General features: G+C 58.5%; 30 protein-coding genes and 1 tRNA gene. 28 read left to right on the plus strand and 3 right to left on the minus strand.

What is annotated here, in order from left to right:
* The first annotated feature begins 47 nt into the window (after positions 1–47).
* The 18 genes from H4V98_RS05940 to tatC all read left to right on the plus strand — a co-directional run bounded on the left by H4V98_RS05940 (position 48) and on the right by tatC (position 13,242).
* Positions 48–1,007 (plus strand): ABC transporter ATP-binding protein, encoded by a 960-nt coding sequence (locus tag H4V98_RS05940; protein ID WP_280757342.1) that lies wholly within the window; start codon positions 48–50, stop codon positions 1,005–1,007.
* On the plus strand, positions 1,004–1,759 hold the full coding sequence (locus H4V98_RS05945) for an ABC transporter permease (protein WP_280757343.1): 756 nt from the start codon (positions 1,004–1,006) through the stop codon (positions 1,757–1,759). Before H4V98_RS05940 ends, H4V98_RS05945 begins: the two co-directional genes overlap by 4 nt.
* 214 nt (positions 1,760–1,973) lie before the next feature.
* Positions 1,974–2,219 (plus strand): BolA family protein, encoded by a 246-nt coding sequence (locus tag H4V98_RS05950; protein WP_196863026.1) that lies wholly within the window; start codon positions 1,974–1,976, stop codon positions 2,217–2,219.
* 4 nt (positions 2,220–2,223) lie between these two features.
* Positions 2,224–3,498, plus strand: a complete 1,275-nt coding sequence (murA, locus tag H4V98_RS05955; protein ID WP_280757344.1) for a UDP-N-acetylglucosamine 1-carboxyvinyltransferase — start codon at positions 2,224–2,226, stop codon at positions 3,496–3,498.
* The gene (hisG, locus tag H4V98_RS05960) at positions 3,495–4,133 is read left to right on the plus strand and encodes an ATP phosphoribosyltransferase (RefSeq protein WP_196863028.1); all 639 of its coding nucleotides are present in this window, start codon (positions 3,495–3,497) and stop codon (positions 4,131–4,133) included. The genes murA and hisG overlap by 4 nt, the downstream gene beginning before the upstream one ends.
* Before the next feature lie 30 nt (positions 4,134–4,163).
* On the plus strand, positions 4,164–5,510 hold the full coding sequence (gene hisD / locus H4V98_RS05965) for a histidinol dehydrogenase (RefSeq protein WP_196863029.1): 1,347 nt from the start codon (positions 4,164–4,166) through the stop codon (positions 5,508–5,510).
* Complete coding sequence (hisC, locus tag H4V98_RS05970) at positions 5,507–6,604, plus strand: histidinol-phosphate transaminase (RefSeq protein ID WP_280757345.1); 1,098 nt, start codon at positions 5,507–5,509, stop codon at positions 6,602–6,604. Before hisD ends, hisC begins: the two co-directional genes overlap by 4 nt.
* Positions 6,601–7,221 (plus strand): imidazoleglycerol-phosphate dehydratase HisB, encoded by a 621-nt coding sequence (hisB, locus tag H4V98_RS05975; protein WP_196863031.1) that lies wholly within the window; start codon positions 6,601–6,603, stop codon positions 7,219–7,221. Before hisC ends, hisB begins: the two co-directional genes overlap by 4 nt.
* 101 nt (positions 7,222–7,322) lie before the next feature.
* Positions 7,323–8,006, plus strand: coding sequence for an imidazole glycerol phosphate synthase subunit HisH (hisH, locus tag H4V98_RS05980; protein ID WP_196863032.1), 684 nt, complete (start codon positions 7,323–7,325; stop codon positions 8,004–8,006).
* A gap of 82 nt (positions 8,007–8,088) precedes the next feature.
* Positions 8,089–8,829 (plus strand): 1-(5-phosphoribosyl)-5-[(5-phosphoribosylamino)methylideneamino]imidazole-4-carboxamide isomerase, encoded by a 741-nt coding sequence (gene hisA, locus H4V98_RS05985; protein ID WP_196863033.1) that lies wholly within the window; start codon positions 8,089–8,091, stop codon positions 8,827–8,829.
* A gap of 161 nt (positions 8,830–8,990) precedes the next feature.
* Positions 8,991–9,770: an imidazole glycerol phosphate synthase subunit HisF gene (gene hisF, locus H4V98_RS05990; RefSeq protein ID WP_196863034.1), complete on the plus strand. Its 780-nt coding sequence runs from the start codon at positions 8,991–8,993 to the stop codon at positions 9,768–9,770.
* Positions 9,771–9,903: 133 nt separating this feature from the next.
* Positions 9,904–10,293 (plus strand): phosphoribosyl-AMP cyclohydrolase, encoded by a 390-nt coding sequence (gene hisI, locus H4V98_RS05995; RefSeq protein WP_196863035.1) that lies wholly within the window; start codon positions 9,904–9,906, stop codon positions 10,291–10,293.
* Between the two features lie 6 nt (positions 10,294–10,299).
* Positions 10,300–10,689 (plus strand): phosphoribosyl-ATP diphosphatase, encoded by a 390-nt coding sequence (locus H4V98_RS06000; RefSeq protein ID WP_196863036.1) that lies wholly within the window; start codon positions 10,300–10,302, stop codon positions 10,687–10,689.
* 15 nt (positions 10,690–10,704) lie between these two features.
* On the plus strand, positions 10,705–11,085 hold the full coding sequence (locus tag H4V98_RS06005; RefSeq protein ID WP_196863037.1) for a hypothetical protein: 381 nt from the start codon (positions 10,705–10,707) through the stop codon (positions 11,083–11,085).
* Positions 11,082–11,441 (plus strand): histidine triad nucleotide-binding protein, encoded by a 360-nt coding sequence (locus tag H4V98_RS06010; protein WP_196863038.1) that lies wholly within the window; start codon positions 11,082–11,084, stop codon positions 11,439–11,441. Before H4V98_RS06005 ends, H4V98_RS06010 begins: the two co-directional genes overlap by 4 nt.
* 155 nt (positions 11,442–11,596) lie before the next feature.
* Positions 11,597–11,851 carry a Sec-independent protein translocase subunit TatA gene (gene tatA / locus H4V98_RS06015; RefSeq protein WP_196863039.1) on the plus strand — a complete coding sequence of 85 codons (255 nt, stop codon included), beginning with the start codon at positions 11,597–11,599 and terminating at the stop codon, positions 11,849–11,851.
* A 55-nt stretch (positions 11,852–11,906) separates the two neighbouring features.
* Positions 11,907–12,374 (plus strand): Sec-independent protein translocase protein TatB, encoded by a 468-nt coding sequence (gene tatB / locus H4V98_RS06020; protein WP_196863040.1) that lies wholly within the window; start codon positions 11,907–11,909, stop codon positions 12,372–12,374.
* Positions 12,375–12,438: 64 nt separating this feature from the next.
* On the plus strand, positions 12,439–13,242 hold the full coding sequence (gene tatC / locus H4V98_RS06025) for a twin-arginine translocase subunit TatC (RefSeq protein WP_280757346.1): 804 nt from the start codon (positions 12,439–12,441) through the stop codon (positions 13,240–13,242).
* 138 nt (positions 13,243–13,380) lie between these two features.
* On the opposite strand, the gene H4V98_RS06030 is transcribed toward tatC, so the two are convergent.
* Positions 13,381–14,547, minus strand: coding sequence for a trypsin-like peptidase domain-containing protein (locus tag H4V98_RS06030; RefSeq protein WP_196863042.1), 1,167 nt, complete (start codon positions 14,545–14,547; stop codon positions 13,381–13,383).
* 191 nt (positions 14,548–14,738) lie between these two features.
* Here H4V98_RS06030 and H4V98_RS06035 point away from each other — a divergent pair, with 191 nt between their 5' ends.
* Positions 14,739–15,503, plus strand: a complete 765-nt coding sequence (locus tag H4V98_RS06035; RefSeq protein ID WP_280757347.1) for a Nif3-like dinuclear metal center hexameric protein — start codon at positions 14,739–14,741, stop codon at positions 15,501–15,503.
* Positions 15,500–16,633 carry a 4-hydroxythreonine-4-phosphate dehydrogenase PdxA gene (gene pdxA / locus H4V98_RS06040; RefSeq protein WP_196863044.1) on the plus strand — a complete coding sequence of 378 codons (1,134 nt, stop codon included), beginning with the start codon at positions 15,500–15,502 and terminating at the stop codon, positions 16,631–16,633. The genes H4V98_RS06035 and pdxA overlap by 4 nt, the downstream gene beginning before the upstream one ends.
* Here pdxA and mscL read toward each other — a convergent pair.
* Positions 16,624–17,043: a large conductance mechanosensitive channel protein MscL gene (gene mscL, locus H4V98_RS06045; RefSeq protein WP_196863045.1), complete on the minus strand. Its 420-nt coding sequence runs from the start codon at positions 17,041–17,043 to the stop codon at positions 16,624–16,626. The two genes, pdxA and mscL, sit on opposite strands and share 10 nt — an antisense overlap.
* 261 nt (positions 17,044–17,304) lie before the next feature.
* Between mscL and petA the strand changes: the two genes are divergently transcribed.
* From petA to H4V98_RS06075, 6 genes are all read left to right on the plus strand, one after another.
* Complete coding sequence (petA, locus tag H4V98_RS06050; protein WP_196863046.1) at positions 17,305–17,931, plus strand: ubiquinol-cytochrome c reductase iron-sulfur subunit; 627 nt, start codon at positions 17,305–17,307, stop codon at positions 17,929–17,931.
* A 107-nt stretch (positions 17,932–18,038) separates the two neighbouring features.
* Positions 18,039–19,448, plus strand: coding sequence for a cytochrome bc complex cytochrome b subunit (locus H4V98_RS06055; RefSeq protein WP_196863047.1), 1,410 nt, complete (start codon positions 18,039–18,041; stop codon positions 19,446–19,448).
* An 18-nt stretch (positions 19,449–19,466) separates the two neighbouring features.
* Positions 19,467–20,222 carry a cytochrome c1 gene (locus H4V98_RS06060; RefSeq protein ID WP_196863048.1) on the plus strand — a complete coding sequence of 252 codons (756 nt, stop codon included), beginning with the start codon at positions 19,467–19,469 and terminating at the stop codon, positions 20,220–20,222.
* A gap of 118 nt (positions 20,223–20,340) precedes the next feature.
* Positions 20,341–20,952, plus strand: coding sequence for a glutathione S-transferase N-terminal domain-containing protein (locus H4V98_RS06065; RefSeq protein WP_036806026.1), 612 nt, complete (start codon positions 20,341–20,343; stop codon positions 20,950–20,952).
* Between the two features lie 42 nt (positions 20,953–20,994).
* Complete coding sequence (locus H4V98_RS06070) at positions 20,995–21,546, plus strand: ClpXP protease specificity-enhancing factor (protein WP_196863116.1); 552 nt, start codon at positions 20,995–20,997, stop codon at positions 21,544–21,546.
* A 12-nt stretch (positions 21,547–21,558) separates the two neighbouring features.
* Positions 21,559–21,634, plus strand: a tRNA-Thr gene (locus H4V98_RS06075).
* Positions 21,635–21,746: 112 nt separating this feature from the next.
* On the opposite strand, the gene H4V98_RS06080 is transcribed toward H4V98_RS06075, so the two are convergent.
* Positions 21,747–22,061 carry a hypothetical protein gene (locus H4V98_RS06080; protein WP_196863049.1) on the minus strand — a complete coding sequence of 105 codons (315 nt, stop codon included), beginning with the start codon at positions 22,059–22,061 and terminating at the stop codon, positions 21,747–21,749.
* 302 nt (positions 22,062–22,363) lie between these two features.
* Between H4V98_RS06080 and secA the strand changes: the two genes are divergently transcribed.
* Positions 22,364–25,126 carry a preprotein translocase subunit SecA gene (gene secA, locus H4V98_RS06085; protein ID WP_196863050.1) on the plus strand — a complete coding sequence of 921 codons (2,763 nt, stop codon included), beginning with the start codon at positions 22,364–22,366 and terminating at the stop codon, positions 25,124–25,126.
* A 69-nt stretch (positions 25,127–25,195) separates the two neighbouring features.
* A complete protein-coding gene (gene argJ / locus H4V98_RS06090) occupies positions 25,196–26,437 on the plus strand; it encodes a bifunctional glutamate N-acetyltransferase/amino-acid acetyltransferase ArgJ (RefSeq protein WP_196863051.1) in 1,242 nt (413 codons plus the stop codon).
* The last annotated feature ends 4 nt before the right edge of the window (positions 26,438–26,441 follow it).

Below are 26,441 nucleotides of genomic sequence, written 5' to 3' on the forward strand. Positions count from 1 at the left end.
CGCCTGCTTGGGATAAGAAAGCCATCAGCCCCTAAAATAGCGGGCTCATGCCAGCCATCTCATTCCAGTCCGTCTGCAAAACCTATCCTCTCGCGCGAAACCAGTCTGGCACCGGACTCAAGGCCCTGGACCATGTGAGCTTTGACATCCAGCAGGGCGAATTCTTCGGCTTGCTGGGACCCAACGGCGCCGGCAAAACCACCCTTATCAGCATTTTGGCAGGACTGTCGCATGCCAGCAGTGGCCATGTCCTGGTGCATGGCAGCGATGTGCTGCTCGACTATGCCAACGCCCGTCGCAAACTGGGCGTGGTGCCGCAAGAACTGGTGTTTGACCCTTTTTTTACCGTGCGCGAAGCATTGCGCATCCAGTCGGGCTATTTCGGTATCAAGCGCAACGACGAATGGATAGACGAATTGCTGGAAAACCTGGGCTTGGCCGACAAGGGAAACGCCAACATGCGCCAGCTCTCAGGGGGCATGAAGCGCCGGGTGCTTGTGGCACAAGCGCTGGTACACAAGCCGCAGGTCATCGTGCTTGACGAGCCAACGGCGGGTGTCGACGTGGAACTGCGCCAAAACCTGTGGCAGTTCATTGCCAAGCTCAACAAGCAGGGCAGCACGGTGCTGCTGACCACCCACTACCTTGAAGAAGCCGAGGCCTTGTGCAGCCGCATCGCCATGCTCAAGCAGGGCAGGGTGGTCGCGCTGGCACAAACGTCAGACCTGCTCAGCGCAGCTTCCAGCAATATCTTGCGCTTCAAAATTGACGGTGAACTGCCCTTGCATCTTGCGAGCCAAGCGCGTATTACTGGCCGAATCGTACAGTTTCCGGCGAACAATGCGCGCGAAATCGAGCAGTATCTGGCCGCCGTCCGCGAGTCCGGACTGGTGGCCGAAGATGTGGAAATCCGCAAGGCCGATCTGGAAGACGTGTTTCTTGAAGTGATGAATGAAAAAGAGGTGAGGGAACCCAGGGCGATGGACCTTGCCGGAGCCATGAAATGACCGGCTGGCAAACGCTTTTTTATAAAGAAATCCTGCGTTTCTGGAAAGTCGGATTCCAGACCGTCGGCGCTCCGGTGCTGACGGCGGTGCTCTACATGCTGATCTTCGGCCATGTGCTGCAGGGTCAGGCGCTGGTCTATGGCAAGGTGAGCTATACCGCCTTTCTGGTGCCTGGCCTGGTGATGATGAGCGTGCTGCAAAACTCTTTTGCCAACAGCTCTTCGTCGCTGGTGCAGAGCAAGATCATGGGCAGCCTGGTGTTCGTGTTGCTCACGCCGCTGTCGCACTGGCACTGGTTTTGGGCCTATGTCGGTTCGTCAGTGGTGCGGGGTCTGATGGTCGGTACGGGCGTGTTCGTCGTCACGGCGTTTTTCGACCCGCCTGGCTTCGTGGCGCCGCTGTGGATCGTGGTGTTTGCTGTCCTCGGGTCGGCCATGCTGGGCGCGCTGGGCGTGATTGCCGGCCTGTGGGCCGAGAAATTCGATCAGATGGCAACTTTCCAAAACTTCATCATCATGCCGATGACCTTTCTGAGCGGCGTGTTCTATTCCATCCATTCGCTGCCGCCGTTCTGGCAGAAGCTCAGCCACCTGAACCCGTTTTTCTACATGATTGACGGTTTTCGCTATGGTTTTTTCGGCGTCAGCGATGTATCGCCGTGGCTCAGCCTGGTTTTGGTGCTGACCGCGTTTCTGGTTATCAGCGCCATCGCGGTCAACATGCTGCGCACCGGCTATAAGATCAGACACTAATGACCCCACGCTTGTCGCTTGGCAGCAATGTTGGCCCCCGCGGTCGCCCACTGCGTGTGGCTTCCTGCCCCCCGAGGGGACCGCTGCGCCTGCGGTCTGGCGAATCCAGTCCCGCGGCCCCTGCTGGGTTGGAGCCGCCACGCTTGCTATGTACTGCATTGCACCCATTTTTTTACGCCCTCCAAGGCACTGAGAATTTTTTTAGAAATCCTGTATGACCAGCGAAGAACTCCAAGCCATCATTGCCGCCGGTCTGCCGTGCGAGCACCTCGAAGTGTCCGGCGACGGCAGCCATTGGTACGCCACCATGGTGTCCAGCGCTTTTCAAGGCCTGTCGCGGATTGCGCGCCATCACCGGGCTTATGCAACGGTGGGCAACCGGATTCAGACGGGTGAGGTGCATGCCCTGTCGATGAAGACCTACACGCCTGACGAATGGGCTTCCTTGAAGGCGAAATAAACAGATGGACAAACTACGTATCAAGGGCGGCAAGTCACTGGCCGGATCGGTTGACATTTCTGGCGCCAAAAACGCGGCATTGCCCGAACTTTGCGCGGCGCTACTGACCGCTGACACGGTCACGCTGCAAAATGTTCCGGGTTTGCAGGACGTGACCACCATGCTCAAGCTGATCCGAAACATGGGCGTCGAGGCAGAGCGCAGCACCACTGTTGCGGGCACCGTCACGCTCAATGCCGGCCCGCTGAGTTCGCCCGAAGCGCCGTACGAGCTGGTCAAGACCATGCGCGCGTCGGTGCTGGCGCTGGGGCCGTTGCTGGCGCGCTTTGGCGAGGCCACGGTGTCGCTGCCGGGCGGCTGCGCCATCGGCTCGCGGCCAGTGGACCAGCACATCAAGGGTCTGCAGTCCATGGGCGCCGAGATCACCGTTGAGCACGGCTACATGCTGGCCAAATTGCCCAAAGGTCAGACGCGCCTGAAGGGCGCCAGCCTCACGACCGACATGGTCACCGTCACCGGAACCGAGAATTTCCTGATGGCTGCGACGCTGGCAGAGGGTGAAACCATTCTTGAAAACGCCGCGCAGGAGCCGGAGATCGGCGACCTGGCCGAGATGCTGATCAAGATGGGCGCCAACATTGAAGGCCATGGCACGCGCCGCATCCGCATCCAGGGCGTCGAGCGCCTGCACGGCTGCACGCACCAGGTGGTGGCCGACCGCATCGAGACCGGCACCTTTTTATGCGTCGTGGCGGCGGCGGGTGGCGATGTCGTCTTGAGGCATGGCCGCGCCGACCACCTCGAAGCGGTGATTGAAAAACTGCGCGAAGCCGGCGCGACCATCACGGCAGGCGACGGTTTCATCCGTATCCAGGCCAGCGGCCGCATGAAGGCGCAGTCGTTTCGCACCACCGAATACCCGGGTTTCCCGACCGACATGCAGGCGCAGTTCATGGCGCTCAACGCCATCGCGCAGGGCACCAGCACGGTGACCGAGACGATTTTTGAGAATCGTTTCATGCACGTCAATGAAATGGTGCGTCTGGGCGCGAAGATCCAGATCGAAGGCAAGGTCTGCGTCGTTGAAGGCGTTGAAAAATTTTCGGGCGCCACGGTCATGGCCACCGACCTGCGCGCCTCGGCCAGTCTGGTGATTGCCGGTCTGGTCGCCAGCGGTGAGACCGTTGTCGAACGCATCTACCACCTCGACCGGGGCTATGACCAGATGGAAGCCAAACTGCGCGGCATTGGCGCCGACATTGAACGGATGAACGCATGATCACGCTCGCCCTCTCCAAAGGCCGCATATTTGACGACATCCTGCCGCTTCTCAAGACCGCCGGCATCGCGGTGCTCGACGACCCGGAAAAGTCCCGCAAGCTGATTTTGGACACCAACCAGCCAGACCTGCGGGTGGTGCTGGTACGCGCCACGGACGTGCCGACCTATGTGCAGTACGGCGGTGCCGATATCGGCGTCGTTGGCAAGGACACGCTGCTCGAATCGGGCAGCCAGGGCCTGTACCAGCCGCTGGACCTGCAGATTGCCAAATGCCGCATCAGCGTGGCAGTGCGCGACGGCTTTGACTACGCCGCCGCTGTCAAGCAGGGCTCGCGGCTGAAAGTGGCGACAAAGTACGTGGAAATTTCGCGCAGCTTTTTTGCCAGCAAGGGCGTTCACGTTGATTTGGTCAAGCTTTACGGCAGCATGGAACTGGCGCCGCTGACAGGCCTTGCCGACGCCATCGTTGACCTGGTGTCCACTGGCAACACGCTCAAGGCCAACCATTTGATCGAGGTTGAACGCATCATGGACATCAGCTCGCATCTGGTGGTCAACCAGACCGCCCTCAAGCTCAAGCAGGCGCCTATCCGCAAGCTGATTGATGCGCTTTCCCGGGCGGTTTGCGCCTGACATGTTTTTGTTTTCATTATCAGGAATGCTATGAATTTAGTAGCTAGTCCCGCCCGACTGTCGTGCGCTGATGCCACTTTTGAGTCTCAATTCAAGGACCGGCTGCATTGGTCGGCTGATACCGATGCGCAAATCGAGCAGCGGGTGGCCGACATCCTGGCCGATGTACAGCAGCGCGGAGATGCGGCGGTGCTGGAATACACGGCACGCTTTGACGGCCTGAGCGTCGGCGCGATGGCCGAACTCGAACTCACACAGGCTGAACTCAAGGCGGCGTTCGATGCGATTCCCGCTGCCCAGCGGGACGCGCTGCAAGCTGCCGCCCGGCGCGTCCGGACTTATCACGAGGCGCAGAAAAAAGCCAGTGGCGAAAGCTGGAGTTACCGCGACGAAGACGGCACGCTGCTGGGCCAGAAAGTCACGCCGCTGGACCGTGTCGGCATCTACGTGCCGGGCGGCAAGGCAGCGTATCCGTCGTCGGTATTGATGAACGCCATTCCCGCCCATGTGGCCGGGGTTGGCGAGATCATCATGGTCGTGCCTACGCCCAAAGGTGAAAAAAATGCGCTGGTGCTGGCCGCCGCCTACGTCGCCGGCGTGACCCGCGCCTTCACCATCGGCGGCGCGCAGGCGGTGGCCGCGCTGGCCTACGGCACGGCAACCGTGCCCAAGGTGGACAAGATCACCGGCCCCGGCAATGCCTATGTTGCCAGTGCCAAGAAACGCGTGTTTGGCACGGTTGGCATTGACATGATTGCCGGGCCTTCTGAAATCCTGGTGCTGGCCGACGGCACGACGCCCGCCGACTGGGTGGCAATGGACCTGTTCAGCCAGGCCGAGCACGACGAACTGGCACAAAGCATTTTGCTGTGCCCCGACGCCGCCTATATCGATGCCGTACAGGAAGCCATCAACCGCCTGCTGCCCACCATGCCGCGTGCCGAGATCATCGCCAAGTCACTGACCGACCGGGGGGCCCTGATCCTGACCCGCAGCATGGAAGAGGCCTGTGAAATTTCCAACCGCATCGCGCCAGAGCACCTGGAAATATCGAGCAGCGACCCGCACCGCTGGGAGCCGCTGCTTCGCCATGCCGGGGCGATTTTTCTGGGCGCCTACACCAGCGAAAGCCTGGGCGACTACTGCGCCGGCCCGAACCATGTGCTGCCGACCAGCGGCACGGCGCGCTTCTCCAGCCCGCTGGGGGTTTACGACTTCCAGAAGCGCTCCAGCCTGATCGAGGTCAGTGAAGCCGGCGCGCAAGTGCTCGGCCCGATTGCCGCCGAACTCGCCTATGGCGAAGGCCTGCAGGCGCATGCCCGCGCCGCCGAATTGCGCCTGAATACCGTGCCTGATATGAGAAAACCCAAGCCATGACCGCGCCTGATTCCACCCTCGACCCGAAACTGAAAAAACTGATTCGCCAGGATGTGCAGTCGATGCACGCCTACAACATTCAGGATTCCGCCGGCATGGTCAAGCTCGACGCCATGGAAAATCCGCACCGCTTGCCCGCCGCCCTGCAGGCACATCTGGGGCAACGACTGGGTGCGCTGGCGCTGAACCGCTACCCGGACGGCCGTGTCAACGACCTGCGCCGCGCGCTGGCCGACTATGCACAAATGCCCGAGGGCTTCGACATCATGCTGGGCAATGGTTCGGACGAGCTGATCGCGCTGCTGGCAATGGCGTGCGACGTGCCCGGCGGGTCGGTGCTGGCGCCGTTGCCCGGTTTTGTGATGTACGCCATGAGCGCGCAGCTGCAGGGCCTGAAGTTCATCGGCGTCGATCTGACGCCCGACTTCGAGCTCGACGAAGCCGCGATGCTGGCCGCCATTGCCGAACACAAGCCGTCCATCACCTACCTGGCCTATCCGAACAACCCCACGGCCAACCTGTGGGACGACGCGGTGATTGAAAAAATCATCGAAGCCGTCGGCGCGCAGGGCGGCCTGGTGGTGATGGATGAGGCATACCAGCCATTTGCCAGCAAGAGCTATGCAGACCGCATGTCGCGGCACGGCCATGTGCTCCTGATGCGCACCCTGAGCAAGTTCGGCCTGGCCGGCGTTCGCCTCGGCTACATGATCGGTCCAAAAGCGCTGATTGCCGAAATCGACAAGGTGCGCCCGCCCTACAACATCAGCGTGCTGAACTACGAATGCGCGCTGTTCGCGCTCGAACACCGGGATGTGTTCGAGGCCCAGGCGCAGGAACTGATTGCACAGCGCGCTTTTCTGTTCGACGCGCTTGCCGCCTTGCCGGGCGTCAAGGCCTGGCCTAGCCACGCCAACATGATTTTGATCCGCGTACCCGACGCGGCACGCACCTTCGACGGCTTGCGAAAGCGTAAGGTGCTGGTCAAGAATATTTCTAAAATGCATCCTTTGCTGGCCAACTGCCTGCGCCTGACTGTCGGCACCGCCGAAGAAAACGCGCAACTGCTGGCCGCGCTTGAAAACTCCTTATGACTAATTCCACCACCGATTCCTTGCCTGTACCGCGCACCGCCGAGGTCTCGCGCGACACCGCCGAAACCAAAATCACCGTCAAGGTCAACCTGGACGGCACCGGCAAGGCTGCGCTGTCAACGGGCATCGGTTTTTTTGACCACATGCTCGACCAGATCGCCCGCCACGGGCTGATTGATCTCGACATCCATGCCGTGGGCGACCTGCACATCGACGGCCACCACACCGTCGAAGACGTCGGCATCACGCTCGGCCAGGCCGTGGCGCAAGCTGTGGGCGACAAAAAAGGCCTGCGCCGTTACGGCCATGCCTATGTGCCGCTTGACGAAGCGCTGTCGCGCGTGGTCATCGACTTTTCGGGCCGTCCCGGGCTGGTGATGAACGTGCCGTTCAAGAGCGGCATGATCGGCACTTTCGACAGCCAGCTGGCCTATGAATTTTTCCAGGGCTTTGTCAACCACGCTTTCGTCACGCTGCACATCGACAACCTGAAAGGCGAAAACGCCCACCACCAGGCTGAGACGGTGTTCAAGGCCTTTGCCCGGGCTCTGCGCATGGCGCTGGAAATCGACCCGCGTTCGATTGGCGTGATTCCTTCGACCAAAGGTTCGCTGTAAACCGAACCTTGTCGCCGTTCGTGCATGTTTAACTGTTTTGCGCAGGCGAAGTCTGCGCTGACAGTTATCAAACCCGTAGCAATTTACTTTTTTCCTTCTGAATGTCCAATTTGAAAACGGTGGCAGTGGTCGATTACGGTTCCGGCAACCTGCGTTCGGTCTCGCAGGCGGTCCGGCATGTGGTGCAGGGCACCGGCTATGAGGTGCGGGTCACGTCCAACCCGCAAGACGTGCTGGATGCCGAGCGCGTCGTGTTGCCTGGACAGGGCGCGATGCACGACTGCATGCTGGCGCTCGAACACTCGGGCATGCTCGGCGCCGTGCTGCATGCCGCTGGCCACAAGCCGCTGTTTGGCGTGTGCGTCGGCATGCAGATGCTGCTCGACAACAGCCACGAGGGGCTGAACGGCGCGCCCACGCCCGGCCTGGGGCTGATCCACGGCGAGGTCGTCAAGTTCGACCTGGCCGGCAAGATCCAGCCTGACGGCAGCCGCTACAAGGTGCCGCAAATGGGCTGGAACCAGGTGTATCAGGCGCATGCTGACAACGGCGCCAAGCCCCATCCGGTCTGGAACGGCGTGCCCGACGCTGCGTATTTCTACTTTGTTCACAGCTTTTACGCCTGTCCGTCTGATAAGCGCCACATCGCAGGCGAAGCAAGCTACGGCGGACGCTTTGCCGCGGCGATAGCGCGCGATAATATTTTTGCCACCCAGTTCCATCCTGAGAAAAGCGCCGACCAAGGGCTGGCGCTGTACCGCAATTTCCTGCACTGGAATCCCTGAACCACTTCGCGCTTTCTCTGATGTGCCCCCAGCCACAGAGAATTTTTCTTCAACCTCGTTAACTGCTTTTCCTTAACCCAACATGCTTCTCATCCCCGCGATTGACCTCAAGGACGGCCACTGTGTCCGTCTGAAACAAGGCGACATGGACCAGTCCACCATTTTCAGCGAAGACCCGGCGGCCATGGCGCGCAACTGGATTGACAAGGGCGCGCGCCGCCTGCACCTGGTGGACCTGAACGGCGCCTTCGCGGGCAAGCCGAAGAACGAGGCGGCGATCAAACGCATTCTGGCCGAGGTGGGCAGCGAAATCGAGGTGCAACTGGGCGGCGGAATCCGCGACCTTGACACCATCGAGCGCTACCTTGATGCCGGCCTGCGCTACGTCATCATCGGCACCGCTGCCGTGAAGAATCCCGGGTTCCTGCAGGATGCGTGCACGGCGTTTGGCGGCCACATCATCGTTGGCCTGGACGCCAGGGAAGGCAAAGTCGCCACCGACGGCTGGAGCAAGCTGACCGGCCACGAGGTGGTTGACCTGGCCAAGAAGTTTCAGGACTACGGCGTCGAATCCATCATCTACACCGACATCGGCCGCGACGGCATGCTCAGCGGCATCAACATGGAAGCCACCGTCAGGCTGGCGAAGGCGTTGACGATTCCGGTGATTGCCTCGGGCGGCCTGTCGAACATGGCCGACATCGAAGCGCTGTGCGCCGTCGAGGACGAGGGCGTGCAGGGCGTGATCTGCGGCCGCTCGATCTACAGCGGCGACCTGGATTTTGAAGCGGCGCAAGCGCGCGCTGACGAGTTGAACGGATGACATGACCCCCACGCTTGCCACTTCGTGTGCTGCGCTGCCCCCCGAGGGGGCTGCTGCGCCTACGGCCCGGCAAAGCCGGTTCCGTGGCCCCTGCTTGCTGCATAGCCATCCCGCACATCCATCGCGCCTTGGTGGCACAAACTGAGCAAAACAATTACCCAATGCTGGCCAAACGCATAATCCCTTGCCTCGATGTAACCGGCGGCCGTGTGGTCAAGGGCGTCAATTTTCTCGAACTTCGCGATGCGGGCGATCCGGTCGAGATTGCGGCCCGTTACAACGAGCAGGGCGCTGACGAACTGACCTTCCTCGACATCACCGCGACCAGCGACGGGCGCGATTTGATCCTGCATATCATCGAGGCCGTGGCCTCGCAGGTGTTCATACCGCTGACGGTGGGCGGCGGGGTGCGCACTGTCGAGGACGTGCGCCGGCTGCTCAACGCTGGAGCCGACAAGACCAGTTTCAACTCGGCCGCGCTGGCCAATCCGCAGGTCATCACCGACGCCTCGGCCAAGTACGGCGCCCAGTGCATCGTCGTGGCAATTGATGCCAAGCGCCGCAGCGATGAGGACGCGCTGTTGCGCGGTGCGGGCTGGGACGTGTACAGCCACGGCGGCCGCAAGAACACCGGGCTGGACGCCGTGGCCTGGGCCGTTGAAATGGCGCAGCGCGGCGCGGGCGAAATTCTGCTGACCAGCATGAACCGCGACGGCACCAAGTCGGGCTTCGACCTCGAACTGACGCGCGCCGTGAGCGACGCCGTCAGCGTGCCGGTGATCGCCTCGGGTGGTGTCGGTACGCTTGACCATCTGGCCGATGGCGTGCAGCAGGGCGGCGCCGATGCAGTGCTGGCCGCCAGCATCTTTCATTACGGCGAATTCACGGTAGGGCAGGCCAAGCGCCACATGGCCAGTCGCGGAATTCCGGTGCGGCTCTGAATTTCAAGCGTTTCAGGCTGTTTGCGCTTGACGGATATGCGCTTGTAGCTATGAAATTAATAGTACCGTTATGCGCTGCATGGACACGCCGGCCGTATCAGGATTGCCTGCCACAATCGCGGACAATACCCTCATGAATTGGTTAGACACAGTCCGTTGGGACGACAAGGGCCTGGTGCCCGTCATTGCGCAGGAAGCCGGCAGCGGCGACGTGCTGATGTTCGCCTGGATGAACCGCGAGGCGCTTGAAAAAACCGCCAAGTTGGGCCAGGCGGTATATTTCAGCCGCTCGCGCGGTCGGCTGTGGCACAAAGGTGAAGAATCCGGGCATTTCCAGGTCGTGCATGAAATCCGTCTGGATTGCGACAACGACGTGGTGTTGATCAGAATTACCCAGCAAGGCCACGAGCCGGGAATCGCTTGCCACACCGGCCGCCACAGCTGCTTTTTCAGCCTTTATCAAAATGGCCAGTGGGTCGCGACCGAGCCGGTCTTGAAAGACCCTGCCAGCATCTATAAATAGCCTGTAATGCACACCCTGAATTCAAACGACACCCTTGAGCGCCTGGCGTCCATCATCGAAAGCCGCAAGCCCTCGCAAGGCGGTGATCCATCGACCAGTTATGTGGCACGCCTGCTGCACAAAGGTCCCGATGCTTTCCTGAAGAAAATCGGCGAGGAAGCCACCGAAACCGTGATGGCTGCCAAGGACATCGATTGCGGCGGCGCCACGCCCGAATTGCAAGGCAAACTGGTCGGCGAAGTGGCCGACCTGTGGTTCCATTCACTGATTGCGCTGGCGCACTATAACCTGCGTCCCGCCGATGTACTGGCCGAACTGGAGCGCCGTGAAGGCACCAGCGGTATCGAGGAAAAGGCACTGCGCAAGGCGCAGCACCGCGAAGCCACCAACGATTGAGGAAGAGAGCCAACCATGCGCGACGACATTGTGACGATAGAGCCCGACGAAGGGCTGAAAACCTGGGGCTGGGTCAGCTATTTGCTGCACCTGGTGGTGGCGGTGGCCGCCGTCTTGCCGGGTGCTCAGGTGTCCATCCTCCTGCTGGTGGTGGCGCTGGTCATTGACCTGGTCAAGCGAGGCGACGCCGCCAACACCTGGCAGGCTTCGCACTTCAGCTGGCGGATCCGGTCCGTGGTCTGGGCCGGCGTGCTGTATTTGCTGACCTCGTGGCTCTGGCTGCTGTTCATCGTGCCCGGCTGGATTGCCTGGGGGCTGATTTCGCTCTGGTTCCTGTACCGAATCGTCAAGGGCATGGTGCGTATGAACGCCAACCGTTCCGTGGAAGCCGCATGAGCCATTCTGACAACTGTATTTTCTGCAAGATCGCCGCTGGCGCCATTCCCAGCCGCAAGGTGTACGAGGACGACGAGGTGTTCGCCTTTCACGACATCAACCCCTGGGCGCCGGTGCATTTCCTGATGATCCCCAAAACGCATATTCCGTCGATGGCACAGCTTGAGCCCGAGCATGCGGCATTGCTGGGTCGCATGATGGTGCTGGCGCCAAAACTGGCAATGGAGCAGGGCTGCAATGCCTACCCGGCGGGCGGTTTTCGCACCGTGATCAACACTGGGGAAGAGGGCGGTCAGGAAGTGCATCATCTGCACATGCATGTGATCGGTGGTCCCCGGCCGTGGCTCAAGGGCTGAGTGCGTCTGGGCAAGGGGCCAGGACGCGGACAGGTGTAATTTTTAAACAACCCTGCAGGCTTGCAGGGTGATCAGCGCTGTCACATGTGGCCTTTAGAATCAGGCTTTGTCGCAAACATGCAGTCCATTGACTGTTTTTAGATTAGGAGATGACTATGGGTGGATTTTCCATATGGCACTGGTTGATCGTGCTGTTGATCGTGGTGATGGTGTTTGGCACCAAAAAACTTCGGAACATGGGCAGTGACCTGGGCGGGGCCGTCAAGGGTTTCAAGGACGGCATGAAGGATGGCAGCCAGTTGCCCGAGGATGAAAAGCCGGAGGCGCCCGCCAGCCAGGTGACCCATGCCCAGGCCAAAGCCACGTCTGAGCGCAACACAGTTGACGTCGAAGCCCGACAAAAGCCCTGATGCATGCCACAACTGTCCCTTTTGCGTGGCCGTTGTCCTGCGGGGCTGAGCTGCCGTGATTGATCTGGGCATCTCCAAAATCGCCCTGATCGGCGCGGTTGCGCTCATCGTCATCGGACCCGAAAAGCTGCCGCGCCTGGCACGCACCGTGGGCATGCTGCTGGGCAAGGCGCAGCGCTATGTGAACGACGTCAAGCAGGAAGTGAACCGTTCCATGGATCTGGACGAGTTCCGGAAAATGAAGGAAACCGTCCAGGATGCGGCCCGCGACGTTGAAAGCTCAATCCGCACCGGTGCAAATGACTTTGAGAAATCGTGGTCTGACACGGCAACATCCACTTCATCCGACACTTTTTCTGGTTTTGAGGTATTTCCCGAATACCGGCACCCTAAAAAGAAGTGGCGGCTCAAGCGCGGCGCCACGCCGCAATGGTTCAAGGCCCGCTCCGGGATTCGCACCAAGGCCCAGTCCGGTGCAGCCCGGGTGGCACGATTTCGTCCGCAGCCCAGCCGCAAGGCATGAAGCATCTCCCTGAATTTTCCTTTGCGCGCAGACCGGCGCAATCCACACAGCGCAAACTTCCTTCATGAGCGATCCCCACTCCACCGGCGGCGACAAACCCGACGAGCTCGCAGGCACCGAGCAGCCTTTCGTCCAGCATCTCATGGAGTTGCGCGACCGGATGATCAAGGCCGTGATTGCCATCGGCATTGCGGCCGGCATCCTGGCGCTGTTTCCCGGCCCGGGTGCCTTGTATGACCTGATGGCCGCACCGCTGGTGGCCAGTTTGCCCAAGGGCGCGACCCTGATCGCCACCAACGTGGTGTCGCCGTTTGTCGTTCCGATCAAGATTCTCTTCATGGCAGCCTTCATGATTGCGCTGCCCGTGGTGCTTTACCAGGTGTGGGCTTTTATTGCGCCCGGTCTTTATTCGCACGAAAAAAAGCTGGTGATGCCCCTGGTGATTTCCAGCACGTTGCTGTTTTTCATCGGTGTGGCGTTTTCCTACTATGTGGTGTTCGGGCAGGTGTTCAAGTTCATCCAGAGCTTTGCGCCCAAGTCGATCACGGCGGCACCAGACATCGAGGAATACCTGAACTTCGTGCTTGGCATGTTCATGGCCTTCGGACTGGCCTTTGAAGTACCGATCGCTGTCATTTTGCTGGTGCGCATGGGCGTGCTGACGGTTGCCCAACTGCGCGAATACCGTGGTTATTTCTGGGTGGCCGCTGCCATTGGCACCGCACTGGTCACGCCGCCCGATGCCGGCTCGATGATCATGCTGCTGGCGGTGGTAGGCGGGTTGTACGAGGTAGGCATTCTTGCCGCCCAGATGTTCCTCAAAAGCACCAAAGCGCCTGACACCGACACGGAAGTTACAAAATCCTGAAGTCTCAGCGACTCTTGTACAAATAAGATCGTCTGCGCAATACCCATAAGGGTTTATTGCTATCGATTTTATAGTTTCAGATATTCAATGCAAGCCGAACAGGTTCTGGCGTTTGCCAAATGAATCACCAGCGCGCCTTTAGCGCTGCACTCTGGGGCGCTGGCGCTGGGCCGGTGTCACCGAAATATCCACAGGTCCGTCGCCGCGCAGCACTTTCAGCGGTGCAGGCGTGCCCGGCTTGAGCGCAGCAACTGCTGTCAATAACTGACTGACATTGCGCACGGGATGGCCATCGACAGCCATGATCACATCGCCAGGACGGATTCCACCTTGTGCAGCAGGTCCGTTTTGCAACACACCCGTGATGATCACGCCGCCGGCCTTGGCCGCTTCCGGCTTGAGCCTGAAGGCGTCGATCAGTTCGGCATTGAGTTCCTGCGGCTCTACGCCAATCCATCCCCGGGTCACCTGGCCTTCAGTGACGATGCCTTCGAGCACCTGCTTGGCGGTAGACACCGGAATGGCAAAACCAATGCCCATGGAGCCGCCCGAGCGTGAATAGATGGCTGTATTGATGCCCAGAAGGTTGCCGTTGACATCGACCAGCGCACCGCCAGAATTGCCGGGATTGATGGCTGCATCGGTCTGGATAAAATTTTCAAAGGTGTTGATGCCCAACTGGTTACGGCCCAGGGCACTGACGATGCCGCCGGTCACGGTCTGGCCCACGCCAAACGGATTGCCGATAGCCAGCACTGGCTCGCCCACCTGAAGCTCGTCCGAGTTGCCCAGGACAATCACCGGCAGCTTGTCCAGCTCAATCTTGAGGATGGCCAGGTCGGTGTCGGGATCGGTGCCGATCACTTTCGCGCGGGTCTTGCGGGTGTCGTTGAGAACGACCTCGATTTCATCAGCGCCTTCGACCACATGGTTGTTGGTCAGGATGTAGCCACTGCTGCTCATGATCACGCCGCTGCCCAAACCTGCCTGCGCTTCACCCGAGTTCTGGTCGCCAAAGAAAAACCGGAACCAGGGGTCGTTCATTTGCGGATTTTTGACAGCGGCCTTGCTGGTGTTGATGCTGACCACGGCTGCCGAGGCTATTTTTGCTGCCTGCGCAAAGTTACTGACGGAGCCAGTCGAAGTTGTGGAGCGTGGCTGGCTGTTGGCGGGGGCTTCGATCAGTGAAACACCGCCAATCGTGGCGCGTTTGTTCAGCCATTGTGGTTGGAGCGTCGCAACGACGAAATAAGCCGCCACCAAAATAGTGACGGTCTGGGAAAACAGGAGCCAGGTGCGCTTCATGGGACAAAAAAGAGTGGGCTGGTATGAAAAAAAATCAGGTGTGGTCGGTGCAGTCGGCCTGCAGGATGCCAAGCACGTATTGTGCTTTATGCCGGATGTCACCGCGTAGGACGCAAGCCAATGCAAAGCCCTGAACATGGAAAAAAATCCAGAACAAGCGGCAAAATGGTCCTGCCTGAGACAATCCTGTCATGAACACCACGACAAGACAGGAGTTGCTGGCGGCGTTTGACAAACTGCTGCAGCCCGAACGTTTCAAGGACTACGGCCCCAACGGCTTGCAGGTGGAAGGGAAAACCCAGGTGCGCCGGGTGATTTCCGGCGTCACGGCCAGCCGGGCGCTGATCGAAGCGGCCATCGACGCGCAGGCCGACGCCATATTTGTGCACCATGGCCTGTTCTGGCGTGGTCAGGACGGCCGCGTTACAGGCTGGAAGAAGCAGCGGCTCGCGCTGCTGCTGGCACATGACATCAGCTTGTTTGCCTACCACTTGCCGCTGGATGCGCACCCCCAACTGGGCAACAATGCGCAGCTGGGCCTGCGGCTGGGCTTGACGGCCAGCAATTGCTTTAGCGAACAAGACCTGGGATTTCTAGGCGGACGAAGCGACGGTGGCAGTTTTGCCACGGCCAGCGATCTGGCGTTGCATGTTAAAAATACGTTGAAAAGGCCTGTTACCCTGGTGGGAGTTGGGCATGCAGCTATTAAAAAAATAGCTTGGTGCAGCGGCGGGGCGCAAGGCTATTTCGAGCCAGCGATTGCCGCCGGGGCCGACGCCTTCATCACCGGCGAGATTTCCGAACCGCAGGCGCATCTTGCGCGCGAGACGGGCGTGACGTTCATTGCCTGTGGCCACCATGCCTCGGAGCGTTACGGCGCACCGGCACTTGCCTCGCATGTCGCAGCGCAATTCGGCTTGCATCACCAGTTCATTGAGATCGACAACCCTGCATGACCACCCAAACCCGACCTTTCCTCATCACGATGGGCGACGCCGCTGGCATTGGCCCGGAAATCATCGCCAGGGCCTTTGCTCACTCACCACGGGATATGACGGGCTGCGTGGTGGTCGGTGACGTGCCGACGCTGCGCCGCGCTTGCGCCCTTGTGGCCATCGCATGTGGAAGTCCGGCAATGCCGGTAGCCGAACTGGATTCGCTGTCTGACCTGCCTGCCGTGCCGCCGAACTGCATTGGCGTGTTGCAAAAATGCGCGCTGCCTGAATTGGTTTCCTACGGAGAGATCAGCGGCCTGGCTGGCAAAGCCGCTGCGGATTGCATCGTCTGGGCCGCCCGCACCGTGCTGGCGGGCGAGGCTGCCGCCATGATCACAGCGCCAATCCACAAGGAGGCTCTGTCTGCCGCCGGCGGCTGGGCGGCCCGTTTCCCGGGCCATACCGAAATGCTACAGGCCGAAGCTGCGGCGTTTTTGGGCAAACCGGTGAGTGAAGTCCCGGTGCGCATGATGCTGGCCAATGAGGAACTCCGGACGGTTCTGGTGAGCATCCACATGTCGCTCAAAAATTCGATCGACGCCGTGACCTTTGACAACGTGCTGCAGACACTGCGCATTGCGCACCAAGCACTCAAGGCGGCTCTGGGGCACCCGCCACGCATCGCCGTGGCGGGCCTGAATCCGCATGCCGGTGAAGGCGGCTTGTTTGGTTCAGAAGAGCAATTGATCATTGGCCCTGCCATTGCTGCCGCATTGCGCGAAGGTTTGAATGTGCAAGGTCCCTTCGCCCCGGACACAGTTTTCATGCGCGCGCGCAACACCGTCTTGAAGTCGGGCGAGTTTGATGTGGTGGTGGCCATGTACCACGACCAGGGCTTGATTCCCGTCAAATATCTGGGCGTGGAGCAGGGTGTCAACGTCACGCTGGGATTGCCGCTGGTGCGCACAAGTCCGGACCATGGCACGGCTTTCGATATTGCCGGCACCGGCCAGGCAGATGCATCCAGCCTGCTGGCCGCGATACGGATGGCAAGACAGCAAGCTGCCTGGCCAACAATAGAAGGCCGCGTGCTGGAAGCGGAGTCAGCGCTGCGCTTGTCGGTGCGCCAACATGGCGGGAATCATGCTTGACGTTTCAAGCTGTCGCGGATTTCACGCAACAGCACGATGTCTTCCGCCGTTGCTGGCGGAGCGGCGAGCGGACGGGGCTTCCTGAGGCGGTTCATCTGCTTGATCATCATGAAGATGATGAAAGCCAGGATGATGAAGTTCAGCGCCACCGTGATGAAGTTGCCGTAAGCAAAGACGGCCCCGGCCTTCTTTGCTTCGACCAATGAGAGTCCGGCAGCCTGCCCGGCCAGCGCAACATAGTAATTCGAGAAGTCAAGCCCTCCAAAAAGCTTGCTGACCAATGGCATGATCAGATCGCCAACGATGGAATCGACGATTTTTCCAAACGCCCCCCCGATAATCACACCGACGGCCAGGTCCATTACATTGCCCTTGACGGCAAATTCCTTGAATTCCTGCATCATTCCCATAGTTTCACTCCAGTTCCTTCGGGTTGTTGTACGTGCATCTCAGCACAGCTGACGACAAATAATTATGCAGCTTCGGGGTGAATTTCCAAGTTGCTTTGAAGCATTGTTTGCAGCAAACCATGCCAGCCCTTCAATCGCAAACGGGCAGGCCAGGATCGCCGGAAACCGTTGTGAAGCCTTAAAGCATCACTTCCTGCTCCGCTACAATCACGGGTTGATCCCCCACTATTCCTTTTTCAAGCCAGTTCTTGAAGGACTTTCATGACCCAAGCAAGCGTAATAGGCGCGCCACACGGCGCACCTGTTGATAAAGATAAAAGAAACTGGATCGTTGCCACCTGTGCCGTAGGTGGAGCGGGCGTTGCTGCTGTGGCCGTACCGTTTGTCAGCACTTTTCAGCCGTCCGAGCGCGCCAAGGCTACAGGTGCTGCTGTCGAGGTCGATATTTCTGCCTTGAAGCCGGGTGAAAAAATGACCGTGGAGTGGCGCGGAAAACCGGTCTGGATTCTCAAGCGCACGCCTGAGCAACTGGCAACCCTGTCCCAGGTTGACAGCATGCTTGCAGACCCTAACTCTGAACGAAAACTGCCCGAGTGGACGCCCGCATACGCGCGCAACGAAACTCGTTCCATCAAGGCAGACACTTTGGTGGTGGTGGGTATTTGCCCGCATCTAGGCTGTTCACCCTCCGACAAGTTGCAGGCCGGTCCGCAGCCATCGCTGCCCGACGACTGGCATGGCGGCTTCCTGTGCCCTTGCCATGGATCGACGTTCGACCTGGCCGGCCGCGTTTACAAAAACAAGCCTTCACCTGACAACCTCGAAGTGCCTCCCCACATGTACCTGTCGGATGCAAAATTATTGATTGGTGAGGACAAGAAGGCTTGAAGGCCCTCCAACCTTTTATAAAAGACCCTGTCACCTGCGCTTGAAACCCTGCCTTTGCGCACTGTATCAATTCAAGGCCAAAGAAACTCACCGAACCAGGATCAGTCATGGCTGTATTCAAAGAAATTTCCCCAGATGCCCCGCTCGCCGACAAGGCGATGACGTGGGTAGACAATCGTTTTCCCGCCAGCAAGCTCTTCAAAGAGCATATGAGCGAATATTACGCACCGAAGAATTTCAATTTCTGGTACGTCTTCGGTGCACTGGCCTTGCTGGTGCTGGTGATCCAGATCGTCACGGGTATTTTCCTGACGATGAACTACAAGCCCGAAGCATCACTGGCTTTTGGTTCAGTCGAATACATCATGCGCGATGTGCCTTGGGGCTGGCTGATCCGCTACATGCATTCCACCGGTGCATCGGCATTTTTCGTTGTGGTTTATCTGCACATGTTCCGTGGCCTGATCTACGGCAGCTACCGCAAGCCGCGTGAACTGATCTGGGTGTTCGGCTGCGCGATTTTCCTTGCGCTGATGGCCGAGGCCTTCATGGGCTACCTGCTGCCCTGGGGCCAGATGAGCTATTGGGGCGCCCAAGTCATCGTGAACCTGTTTGCCGCCATTCCGTTCATCGGTCCTGACCTGGCCCTGCTGATTCGCGGTGACTATGTGGTGGGCGATGCAACGCTGAACCGCTTTTTTGCTTTCCATGTGATCGCCGTGCCGCTGGTGTTGCTGGGCCTGGTCGTGGCGCACATCATTGCGCTGCATGAAGTTGGCTCCAACAATCCGGACGGTGTCGAGGTCAAGGGTCCTAACGCGCCACGCGATAGCAGCGGTCATCCGCTGGATGCCATTCCCTTTCATCCGTACTACACGGTGCATGATATTTTCGCCGTCAGTCTTTTCCTGATGATTTTCAGCGCGATTATTTTCTTTGCCCCCGAGTTTGGTGGTTATTTCCTGGAGTACAACAACTTCATTCCCGCCGATCCGCTGAAAACGCCACTGCACATCGCGCCGGTCTGGTATTTCACGCCTTACTACTCGATGCTGCGTGCCATCACGAGCGAGATGATGTATGCCTTGATTGCCTGCGTACTTCTGGGTGCCGTTCTGGGTGTGCTGAAGGCCCGGATCGCTGGCTTGTTCAAGGCCGTCATCGTGGGTGCTGCCGTGGCTCTGGTCGGTGCAATGCTGTTGATTGATGCCAAATTCTGGGGTGTCGTGGTCATGGGTGGCGCCGTCATCATCCTGTTTTTCCTGCCATGGCTGGACAACAGTGAAGTCAAATCTATCCGCTACCGTCCAACCTGGAACAAATACCTCTATGGTGTTTTTGTTCTCAACTTCTTTATCCTGGGTTATCTGGGGGTGCAGCCACCTTCCGCTATTGGCGAACGCGTTTCGCAGATCGGAACCCTTTTCTACTTCGGTTTCTTTCTGTTGATGCCTTGGTGGAGTCGCCTGGGAACTTTCAAACGTGTTCCTGACCGTGTTACTTTCGCGGCCCACTGAGAGCAGGAAATTTTGATTATGAAAAAAATAATTTTTGCCCTCATTGCTTCACTGGGTCTACTGACTGGTGCGCAGGCTTCCGAAGGTGGCATGGCCTGGGACAAGGCGCCCAACAAGACAAATGACATGGCTGCCTTGCAAAACGGCGCGAAGCTTTTTGTCAACTACTGCCTGAATTGTCATTCAGCCGCCTTCATGCGCTTTAATCGCTTGAAAGACATCGGCCTGACCGACCAGCAGATCAAGGACAACTTGTTGTTCACGACTGAAAAAGTCGGTGAGACCATGAAGGTGGCGATTGATCCCAAACAAGCCAAGGACTGGTTTGGTGGTACACCACCCGACTTGACCCTGATTGCCCGCTCACGAGCCGGCGCAGGCGGTTCAGGCGCGGACTACCTGTACACGTACATGCGTACTTTCTACCGTGATGAAACCAAGGCAACGGGCTGGAACAATCTGGCTTATCCGAACGTAGCCATGCCGCACGTTCTGTGGGAGCTGCAGGGCATACGCAAGCCCTTGTATGACGAGAAGGAAGAACACGGCCACAAGGTTGCTGTTTTCAAAGGTTGGGAACAGGTCACGCCGGGCTCCATGACCTCTCTGCAATATGACCAGGCCATGGGCGATCTGGTCGGTTATCTTCAGTGGATGGCAGAACCTATTCAAAATACCCGTGTTCGTATTGGTGTGTGGGTGCTGCTGTTTCTGCTTGGTCTGAGCTTTGTGGCATGGCGCCTCAACGCGGCGTTCTGGAAAGACGTCAAATAGTTTTGTGCTGATCAATGCGTTCAGGGCTTGCCCTGGCGGATATTGGCACCTTCGGAGTGGACGGTTCTAAGGTTTGAATCTTAGCCTTCCACTCTTTTGCTTTTAGGAGTTCCGAATCATGATGGTCCTTTATTCAGGTACAACCTGCCCTTTTTCACATCGTTGCCGTTTTGTGTTGTTTGAAAAGGGCATGGATTTTGAAATTCGTGACGTTGACCTGTACAACAAGCCTGAAGACATCAATGTGATGAATCCCTACGGCCAGGTTCCCATTCTGGTCGAGCGCGACCTGATTCTGTATGAGTCGAACATCATCAATGAATATATTGATGAGCGCTTTCCCCATCCGCAGCTGATGCCTGGCGATCCGGTTGATCGCGCACGGGTTCGACTGTTTCTGCTGAATTTTGAAAAAGAACTGTTTGTTCATGTCAGCGCTCTTGAATCACGTGCTTCCAAGGGAAACGAAAAAGCGCTTGAAAAATCACGTGCCCATATTCGTGACCGCCTGACACAACTTGCACCGATTTTTCTGAAGAACAAGTTCATGCTTGGGGACAATTTCTCGATGCTTGACGTGGCGATTGCACCGCTGCTCTGGCGCCTTGACTACTACGGTATCGACCTGTCAAAAAATGCTGCCCCCCTGCTCAAGTATGCGGAACGCATTTTTTCACGACCTGCCTACATTGAGGCACTGACGCCTTCCGAAAAGGTAATGCGCAAGTAACTACCGCATCGAATTTAAAGGAATCAGCACTTGGCCGAATTCATGAATGCTCCTAACGCCACATCAACCCGTCCCTACCTGATTCGTGCCTTGTACGAATGGTGTACCGACAACGGCTTTACGCCTTATGTGGCTGTATCGGTAGACAACACCGTGCAAGTACCGCGTGAGTACGTAAAAGATAATGAGATCGTGCTGAACATCGGTTTTGACGCCACCAGTTCGCTGAGCTTGGGAAATGAGTTCATTGAATTCAAGGCGCGTTTCGGAGGTGCTGCGCGTGAAATTCTGGTACCTATTAGCCATGTGATTGCCATCTATGCTCGTGAAAATGGGCAAGGGATGGCTTTTCCTCTCGAAACAATTTCTCCGGGAGCAACCGATTCTGATGGATCAAAGCCTGCCGCGCCGGTTTTAGAGGTCTTGCAAACTGACAATCCTTCATCGGAAATGCCGGACAACAAAATCATGCAACTTGTGGAAAACATACCAAGTAAAAATACGGGTGGCAAAGGCAAGCCAAAAAATACGGATGCGCCTGAGCCGCCCAAACCGCCAGCACGCCCACGTCCTTCACTCAAGCGCGTGAAGTAGAATACTATTTGTGCCGCTTTAGCTCAGTTGGTAGAGCAACCGCCTTGTAAGCGGTAGGTCGTCAGTTCGATTCCGACAAGCGGCACCATTCAATGGTTCATGCGTAAATGCAGTGTTTGCGAACACCACAAAGTATTTCTTGCTATTTATTAAATAGCACAGCAAAACCCACTTTTCAAATCTCTTTTCAGCACAAACCATCACCGGTTTTTTGCGATCAAAATTTTGAGCCGTATTGACTTGGCCTTCCAGCCTTGGCGCAAAAGGCTCGACTGGATGAGTGGAACCAGTTGTCGGACTTTTGCAGAAGCTGCATTGCCGTTTACCAGAAGACACCAGTTTTCGGCATCAATTGGCCCGGCCTTGACGGACGGCCTCAGAGTCGCCGGAATCAGCGTTTCAATCGCTTTCAATCGTTGATTCGACTCACGAACCAAGTCGGCAAGCCGCGCGAGAGATGGCGAATTGCCGGCTGCCTGATGCAAACTCACTGCGGATTGCAAACGTCTGTGCATTTTCAGTTTTTGATGGAAGTCAACATGGCGGCGTAATTATCATGGATGTCTGTCTCTGGTTTTTTCTACGCCATCGTTTTAAATAGTCACAAACGCTCAGGCTTCGCACAATTTCCCGTTTGCCGATCCGGAAACCGCATTTCTTGGGTGTACATGAAGAGCTGTTTGCCTGTCAGCGCTAAAATCTGCGGTTTGCGCATGGTTGAACTAACCGTTTGTGCCCACAGCTAGGTTCCGTACTCAATAAGGGATTTTGGCCGCATTGCAAGCTCAGGGGAGCAGTCATTCGCGGCTTCGCATTTATGGCTTCCAATATCCTGACAAAAATTTTCGGCAGCCGCAACGACCGGCTGCTCAAGACATACCGCAAAACTGTGGACCAGATCAATACGCTTGAAACGCAGTATGAAAAGCTTGATGACGACCAGTTACGCGCCAAGACGCAGGAGTTCAAGGACCGGGTAGCTGCCGGGGAAGCTCTGGACGCTTTGTTGCCCGAGGCTTTTGCTGTGGTGCGCGAAGGCAGCAAGCGCGTTATGAAGATGCGCCATTTCGATGTCCAGATGCTGGGCGGGATGTCGCTGCACAACGGCAAGATTTCGGAAATGCGTACCGGCGAAGGCAAGACCCTGACCGCCACGCTACCGGTCTACCTCAATGCCCTGACGGGCAAGGGCGTGCATGTGGTCACGGTCAACGACTACCTGGCCAGCCGGGATGCCCGCTGGATGGGCAAGCTGTACAACTTTCTCGGCATGAGTGTCGGCATCAATTTGCCCAACATGTCGCGCCAGGAAAAGCAGGAAGCCTACAACTCCGACATCACCTACGGCACCAACAACGAGTTCGGCTTTGATTACCTGCGCGACAACATGGTGTACGAAGTCGGCGACCGCGTCCAGCGCGGCCTGAACTTTGCGATCGTTGATGAGGTGGACTCCATCTTGATTGACGAGGCGCGTACCCCGCTCATCATCAGCGGCCAGGCCGAAGACCACACCGAGATGTACCTGGCGATCAACAAGGTCGTTCCCTTGCTGACGCGCCAGGAAGGCGAGGCCGATCCGCGAACCGGCGAGGGCGTTACAAAACCTGGCGACTACACGATCGATGAAAAGACCCACCAGGTGTTCCTGACCGAACAGGGCCACGAAAGTGCCGAACAAATCCTGTTTGACCTGGGTTTGATTCCCGAAGGCGCCACGCTTTACGATCCGGCCAATATTTCGTTGATGCACCATTTGTATGCCGCCCTGCGCGGCAACCTGCTGTACCACCGCGATCAGCACTATGTGGTGCAAGAGGGCGAAGTCGTGATCGTGGACGAGTTCACGGGTCGCCTGATGTCGGGTCGTCGCTGGAGCGATGGCCTGCACCAGGCGGTTGAAGCCAAGGAAGGGGTTCAAATCCAGGCTGAAAACCAGACGCTGGCTTCGATCACCTTCCAGAACTATTTCCGTCTGTACAAGACCCTGGCCGGCATGACCGGAACAGCCGACACCGAAGCCTACGAATTTCAGGAGATCTACGGTCTTGAAACCACGGTGATTCCGCCCAACCGCGTGAGCAAGCGTGAAGATCAACTCGACCGCGTTTACAAGACCACGCGCGAGAAATACGAAGCGGCGATCAAGGATATTCGCGAATGCTATGAGCGCGGCCAGCCAGTGCTGGTGGGAACAAGTTCCATCGAAAATTCCGAAATTATTGACCAGCTGCTGTCCAAGGAAAACCTGCCGCACCAGGTCCTCAACGCCAAGCAGCATGCGCGCGAGGCTGACATCGTGGCGCAAGCCGGACGTCCAAAGATGATCACCATTGCCACCAACATGGCAGGGCGCGGCACCGATATCGTGCTGGGTGGCAACCTTGAAAAAATGATGGAACCGGTGGAAGCTGACGAATCACTTGACGCTGCCGCCAAAGAAGCTGAAATTGCCCGCTTGCGCGCCCAGTGGAAGCAGGAGCATGAACAAGTGACAGCGCTGGGCGGTTTGCGCATCATTGCCACCGAGCGGCATGAGTCGCGCCGCATTGACAACCAGCTGCGCGGCCGTTCAGGCCGTCAGGGTGACCCCGGTTCCTCGCGCTTTTACCTCGGGCTGGATGATCCGCTGATGCGTATTTTCGCTGGCGACCGTGTCAAGTCCATCATGGAGCGGCTGAAAATGCCCGATGGCGAAGCGATTGAAGCAGGCATCGTCACGCGCAGCATCGAGTCGGCGCAGCGCAAGGTCGAGGCGCGCAATTTCGATATTCGCAAGCAGTTGCTTGAATACGACGACGTGTCCAACGACCAGCGCAAGGTGATCTACCAGCAGCGCAACGACATCATGGACGCCAGCGACCTGCAGCCGCAAATCGCGTCGCTGCGCGAAGGCTGCTTCACCGACCTGGCGCGGCAGTACGTGCCGGTGGAAAGCGTCGAAGAGCAATGGGACGTGGCAGGGCTGGAAAAAACGCTGCGCGAAGATTGGCATGTCGAGCTGGATCTGCGCAAGGAAATCGAGGCCGCCACAGCCATCACCGACGAGGAGGTGCTGGAGAAGGTCAACGCCGCTGCCGAAGCCGCCTTTGCCGACAAGCTGGAAAAAGTTGGCGCGGAAAACTTCACGCAGTTCGAACGTGTCGTGCTGCTGCAAAGCATCGACAGCCACTGGCGTGAGCACCTGAGCGCGCTGGACTATCTGCGCCAGGGCATTCACCTGCGTGGCTATGCCCAGAAGCAGCCCAAGCAGGAATACAAGCGCGAGGCCTTTGAGTTGTTCGGGCAACTTCTGGACAGCGTGAAGAACGAGGTCACCAAGACCTTGATGACCGTCCAGGTCCAGTCCAATGAGCAACTTGAGCAAGCGGCTGAAGCGCTTGAAAGCCGGGGTGGGAACATCATCAATGTGACCTACACCGAGCCGACTGAAACGGGCGAAACGCAAACCAGGGTTGACGAGGCGACGCGCCGGCAGCAGGCCATTCCTGCTTCGTCCATGCCGCGTGTGGGCCGCAACGATCCATGCCCGTGCGGTTCTGGAAAAAAGTACAAGCTTTGTCATGGCAAGCTGACCTGATTCGCCCAGCAGCCTGATCTTTTAGGGGCGCTCGCGGCGTCCCAACCCTGTTTTACCGGAGTCAATCTCATGCCTGTCAACCTGATGGCCACACCCGCCGCTGACCTCCATGCCGTGCCGGGTGTGCGCTGGGGCATTGCCGAAGCCGGCATCCGCAAGGCCCATCGCAAGGACCTGGCTGTGCTGCTGCTCGATGAAGGCGCTTCGGTCGGCGCGGTGTTTACCCAAAACCGGTTTTGCGCCGCGCCGGTGCAAATCTGCCGCCAGCATCTGGCCGCCCAGGCGGGCCGGAGCCACGGCATCCGGGCCATGCTGATCAACACCGGTAACGCCAACGCAGGGACCGGCCAGGACGGTCTGGTTCGCGCCCAGTCCACCTGCATTGAACTGGCCCGCGCTCTGAACCTGTCGCCAGAGCAGATCCTGCCGTTTTCAACCGGCGTCATCATGGAGCCCCTGCCGCATGACCGGATTGCGGCCGGAATTCCTGCCGCGCTGGCTGATGCCAAAGCAGACAACTGGGCGAATGCCGCCGAAGCCATCATGACCACCGACACGGTGCCCAAGGCGTTTTCAACCCGTGTCAACCTGGGCGGCGCCACGGTCACCATCACCGGTATCAGCAAGGGTGCGGGCATGATTCGCCCGAACATGGCGACGATGCTGGGTTTTCTGGCCACCGATGCCTGTGTGTCGCAAGGCTTGATGGCGCAACTGGCCAGTGAACTGGCCGAAGCCTCTTTCAACCGCATCACGATTGACGGCGATACCTCGACCAATGACTCCTTCGTGGTGATTGCCAGCAACCAGGCGGTGCATGCGCCTGTGACGTCGCTGGAAAGTGCCGACGGCCAGGCCTTGCGTTCGGCCATGATGGGCATTGCGCAGCAGCTCGCGCAAGCCATCGTGCGCGACGGCGAAGGGGCGACCAAGTTCATCACCGTCCGGGTCGAAGGCGGCAAGACCGGCGAGGAATGCCGACAGGTGGGCTATGCCATCGCCCATTCGCCGCTGGTCAAGACGGCATTTTTTGCCAGCGATCCCAATCTGGGGCGCATTCTGGCCGCCGTAGGCTATGCCGGTATCGCCGACCTGGACCCGACGCACATCGACCTCTACCTGGACGATGTGCTGGTGGCCAAAAATGGCGGCCGGCATGCGGACTACGTCGAAGCCGATGGCCAGCGCGTGATGAAGCAAGCCGAGATCGCCGTGCGTGTCGTGCTCGGCCGGGGTGCGGCTGCCGACACGATCTGGACCTGTGACCTGTCCTACGACTACGTCAAGATCAACGCGGATTACCGCAGCTAAACAA

The organism is Polaromonas sp. CG_23.6 (genome assembly GCF_029892315.1).
In the GTDB taxonomy this organism is placed as follows: Bacteria; Pseudomonadota; Gammaproteobacteria; order Burkholderiales; family Burkholderiaceae_C; genus Polaromonas.

Bases quoted from the DNA above. Each gene is read 5' to 3' on its own strand.
- H4V98_RS06000 (WP_196863036.1), top strand. From the start codon at position 10,300: ATGCACACCCTGAATTCAAACGACACCCTTGAGCGCCTGGCGTCCATC.
- mscL (WP_196863045.1), bottom strand. From the start codon at position 17,043: ATGGGAATGATGCAGGAATTCAAGGAATTTGCCGTCAAGGGCAATGTA.
- hisI (WP_196863035.1), top strand. From the start codon at position 9,904: ATGAATTGGTTAGACACAGTCCGTTGGGACGACAAGGGCCTGGTGCCC.
- secA (WP_196863050.1), top strand. From the start codon at position 22,364: ATGGCTTCCAATATCCTGACAAAAATTTTCGGCAGCCGCAACGACCGG.
- H4V98_RS06065 (WP_036806026.1), top strand. From the start codon at position 20,341: ATGATGGTCCTTTATTCAGGTACAACCTGCCCTTTTTCACATCGTTGC.
- H4V98_RS06080 (WP_196863049.1), bottom strand. From the start codon at position 22,061: ATGCACAGACGTTTGCAATCCGCAGTGAGTTTGCATCAGGCAGCCGGC.
- hisH (WP_196863032.1), top strand. From the start codon at position 7,323: ATGTCCAATTTGAAAACGGTGGCAGTGGTCGATTACGGTTCCGGCAAC.
- hisF (WP_196863034.1), top strand. From the start codon at position 8,991: ATGCTGGCCAAACGCATAATCCCTTGCCTCGATGTAACCGGCGGCCGT.
- tatA (WP_196863039.1), top strand. From the start codon at position 11,597: ATGGGTGGATTTTCCATATGGCACTGGTTGATCGTGCTGTTGATCGTG.
- pdxA (WP_196863044.1), top strand. From the start codon at position 15,500: ATGACCACCCAAACCCGACCTTTCCTCATCACGATGGGCGACGCCGCT.
- hisB (WP_196863031.1), top strand. From the start codon at position 6,601: ATGACTAATTCCACCACCGATTCCTTGCCTGTACCGCGCACCGCCGAG.
- hisC (WP_280757345.1), top strand. From the start codon at position 5,507: ATGACCGCGCCTGATTCCACCCTCGACCCGAAACTGAAAAAACTGATT.
- murA (WP_280757344.1), top strand. From the start codon at position 2,224: ATGGACAAACTACGTATCAAGGGCGGCAAGTCACTGGCCGGATCGGTT.
- H4V98_RS06010 (WP_196863038.1), top strand. From the start codon at position 11,082: ATGAGCCATTCTGACAACTGTATTTTCTGCAAGATCGCCGCTGGCGCC.
- petA (WP_196863046.1), top strand. From the start codon at position 17,305: ATGACCCAAGCAAGCGTAATAGGCGCGCCACACGGCGCACCTGTTGAT.
- H4V98_RS06030 (WP_196863042.1), bottom strand. From the start codon at position 14,547: ATGAAGCGCACCTGGCTCCTGTTTTCCCAGACCGTCACTATTTTGGTG.
- hisA (WP_196863033.1), top strand. From the start codon at position 8,089: ATGCTTCTCATCCCCGCGATTGACCTCAAGGACGGCCACTGTGTCCGT.
- H4V98_RS05950 (WP_196863026.1), top strand. From the start codon at position 1,974: ATGACCAGCGAAGAACTCCAAGCCATCATTGCCGCCGGTCTGCCGTGC.
- argJ (WP_196863051.1), top strand. From the start codon at position 25,196: ATGCCTGTCAACCTGATGGCCACACCCGCCGCTGACCTCCATGCCGTG.
- H4V98_RS06060 (WP_196863048.1), top strand. From the start codon at position 19,467: ATGAAAAAAATAATTTTTGCCCTCATTGCTTCACTGGGTCTACTGACT.
- hisD (WP_196863029.1), top strand. From the start codon at position 4,164: ATGAATTTAGTAGCTAGTCCCGCCCGACTGTCGTGCGCTGATGCCACT.
- H4V98_RS05940 (WP_280757342.1), top strand. From the start codon at position 48: ATGCCAGCCATCTCATTCCAGTCCGTCTGCAAAACCTATCCTCTCGCG.
- H4V98_RS06070 (WP_196863116.1), top strand. From the start codon at position 20,995: ATGAATGCTCCTAACGCCACATCAACCCGTCCCTACCTGATTCGTGCC.
- H4V98_RS06035 (WP_280757347.1), top strand. From the start codon at position 14,739: ATGAACACCACGACAAGACAGGAGTTGCTGGCGGCGTTTGACAAACTG.
- hisG (WP_196863028.1), top strand. From the start codon at position 3,495: ATGATCACGCTCGCCCTCTCCAAAGGCCGCATATTTGACGACATCCTG.
- tatC (WP_280757346.1), top strand. From the start codon at position 12,439: ATGAGCGATCCCCACTCCACCGGCGGCGACAAACCCGACGAGCTCGCA.
- H4V98_RS05945 (WP_280757343.1), top strand. From the start codon at position 1,004: ATGACCGGCTGGCAAACGCTTTTTTATAAAGAAATCCTGCGTTTCTGG.
- H4V98_RS06055 (WP_196863047.1), top strand. From the start codon at position 18,039: ATGGCTGTATTCAAAGAAATTTCCCCAGATGCCCCGCTCGCCGACAAG.
- H4V98_RS06005 (WP_196863037.1), top strand. From the start codon at position 10,705: ATGCGCGACGACATTGTGACGATAGAGCCCGACGAAGGGCTGAAAACC.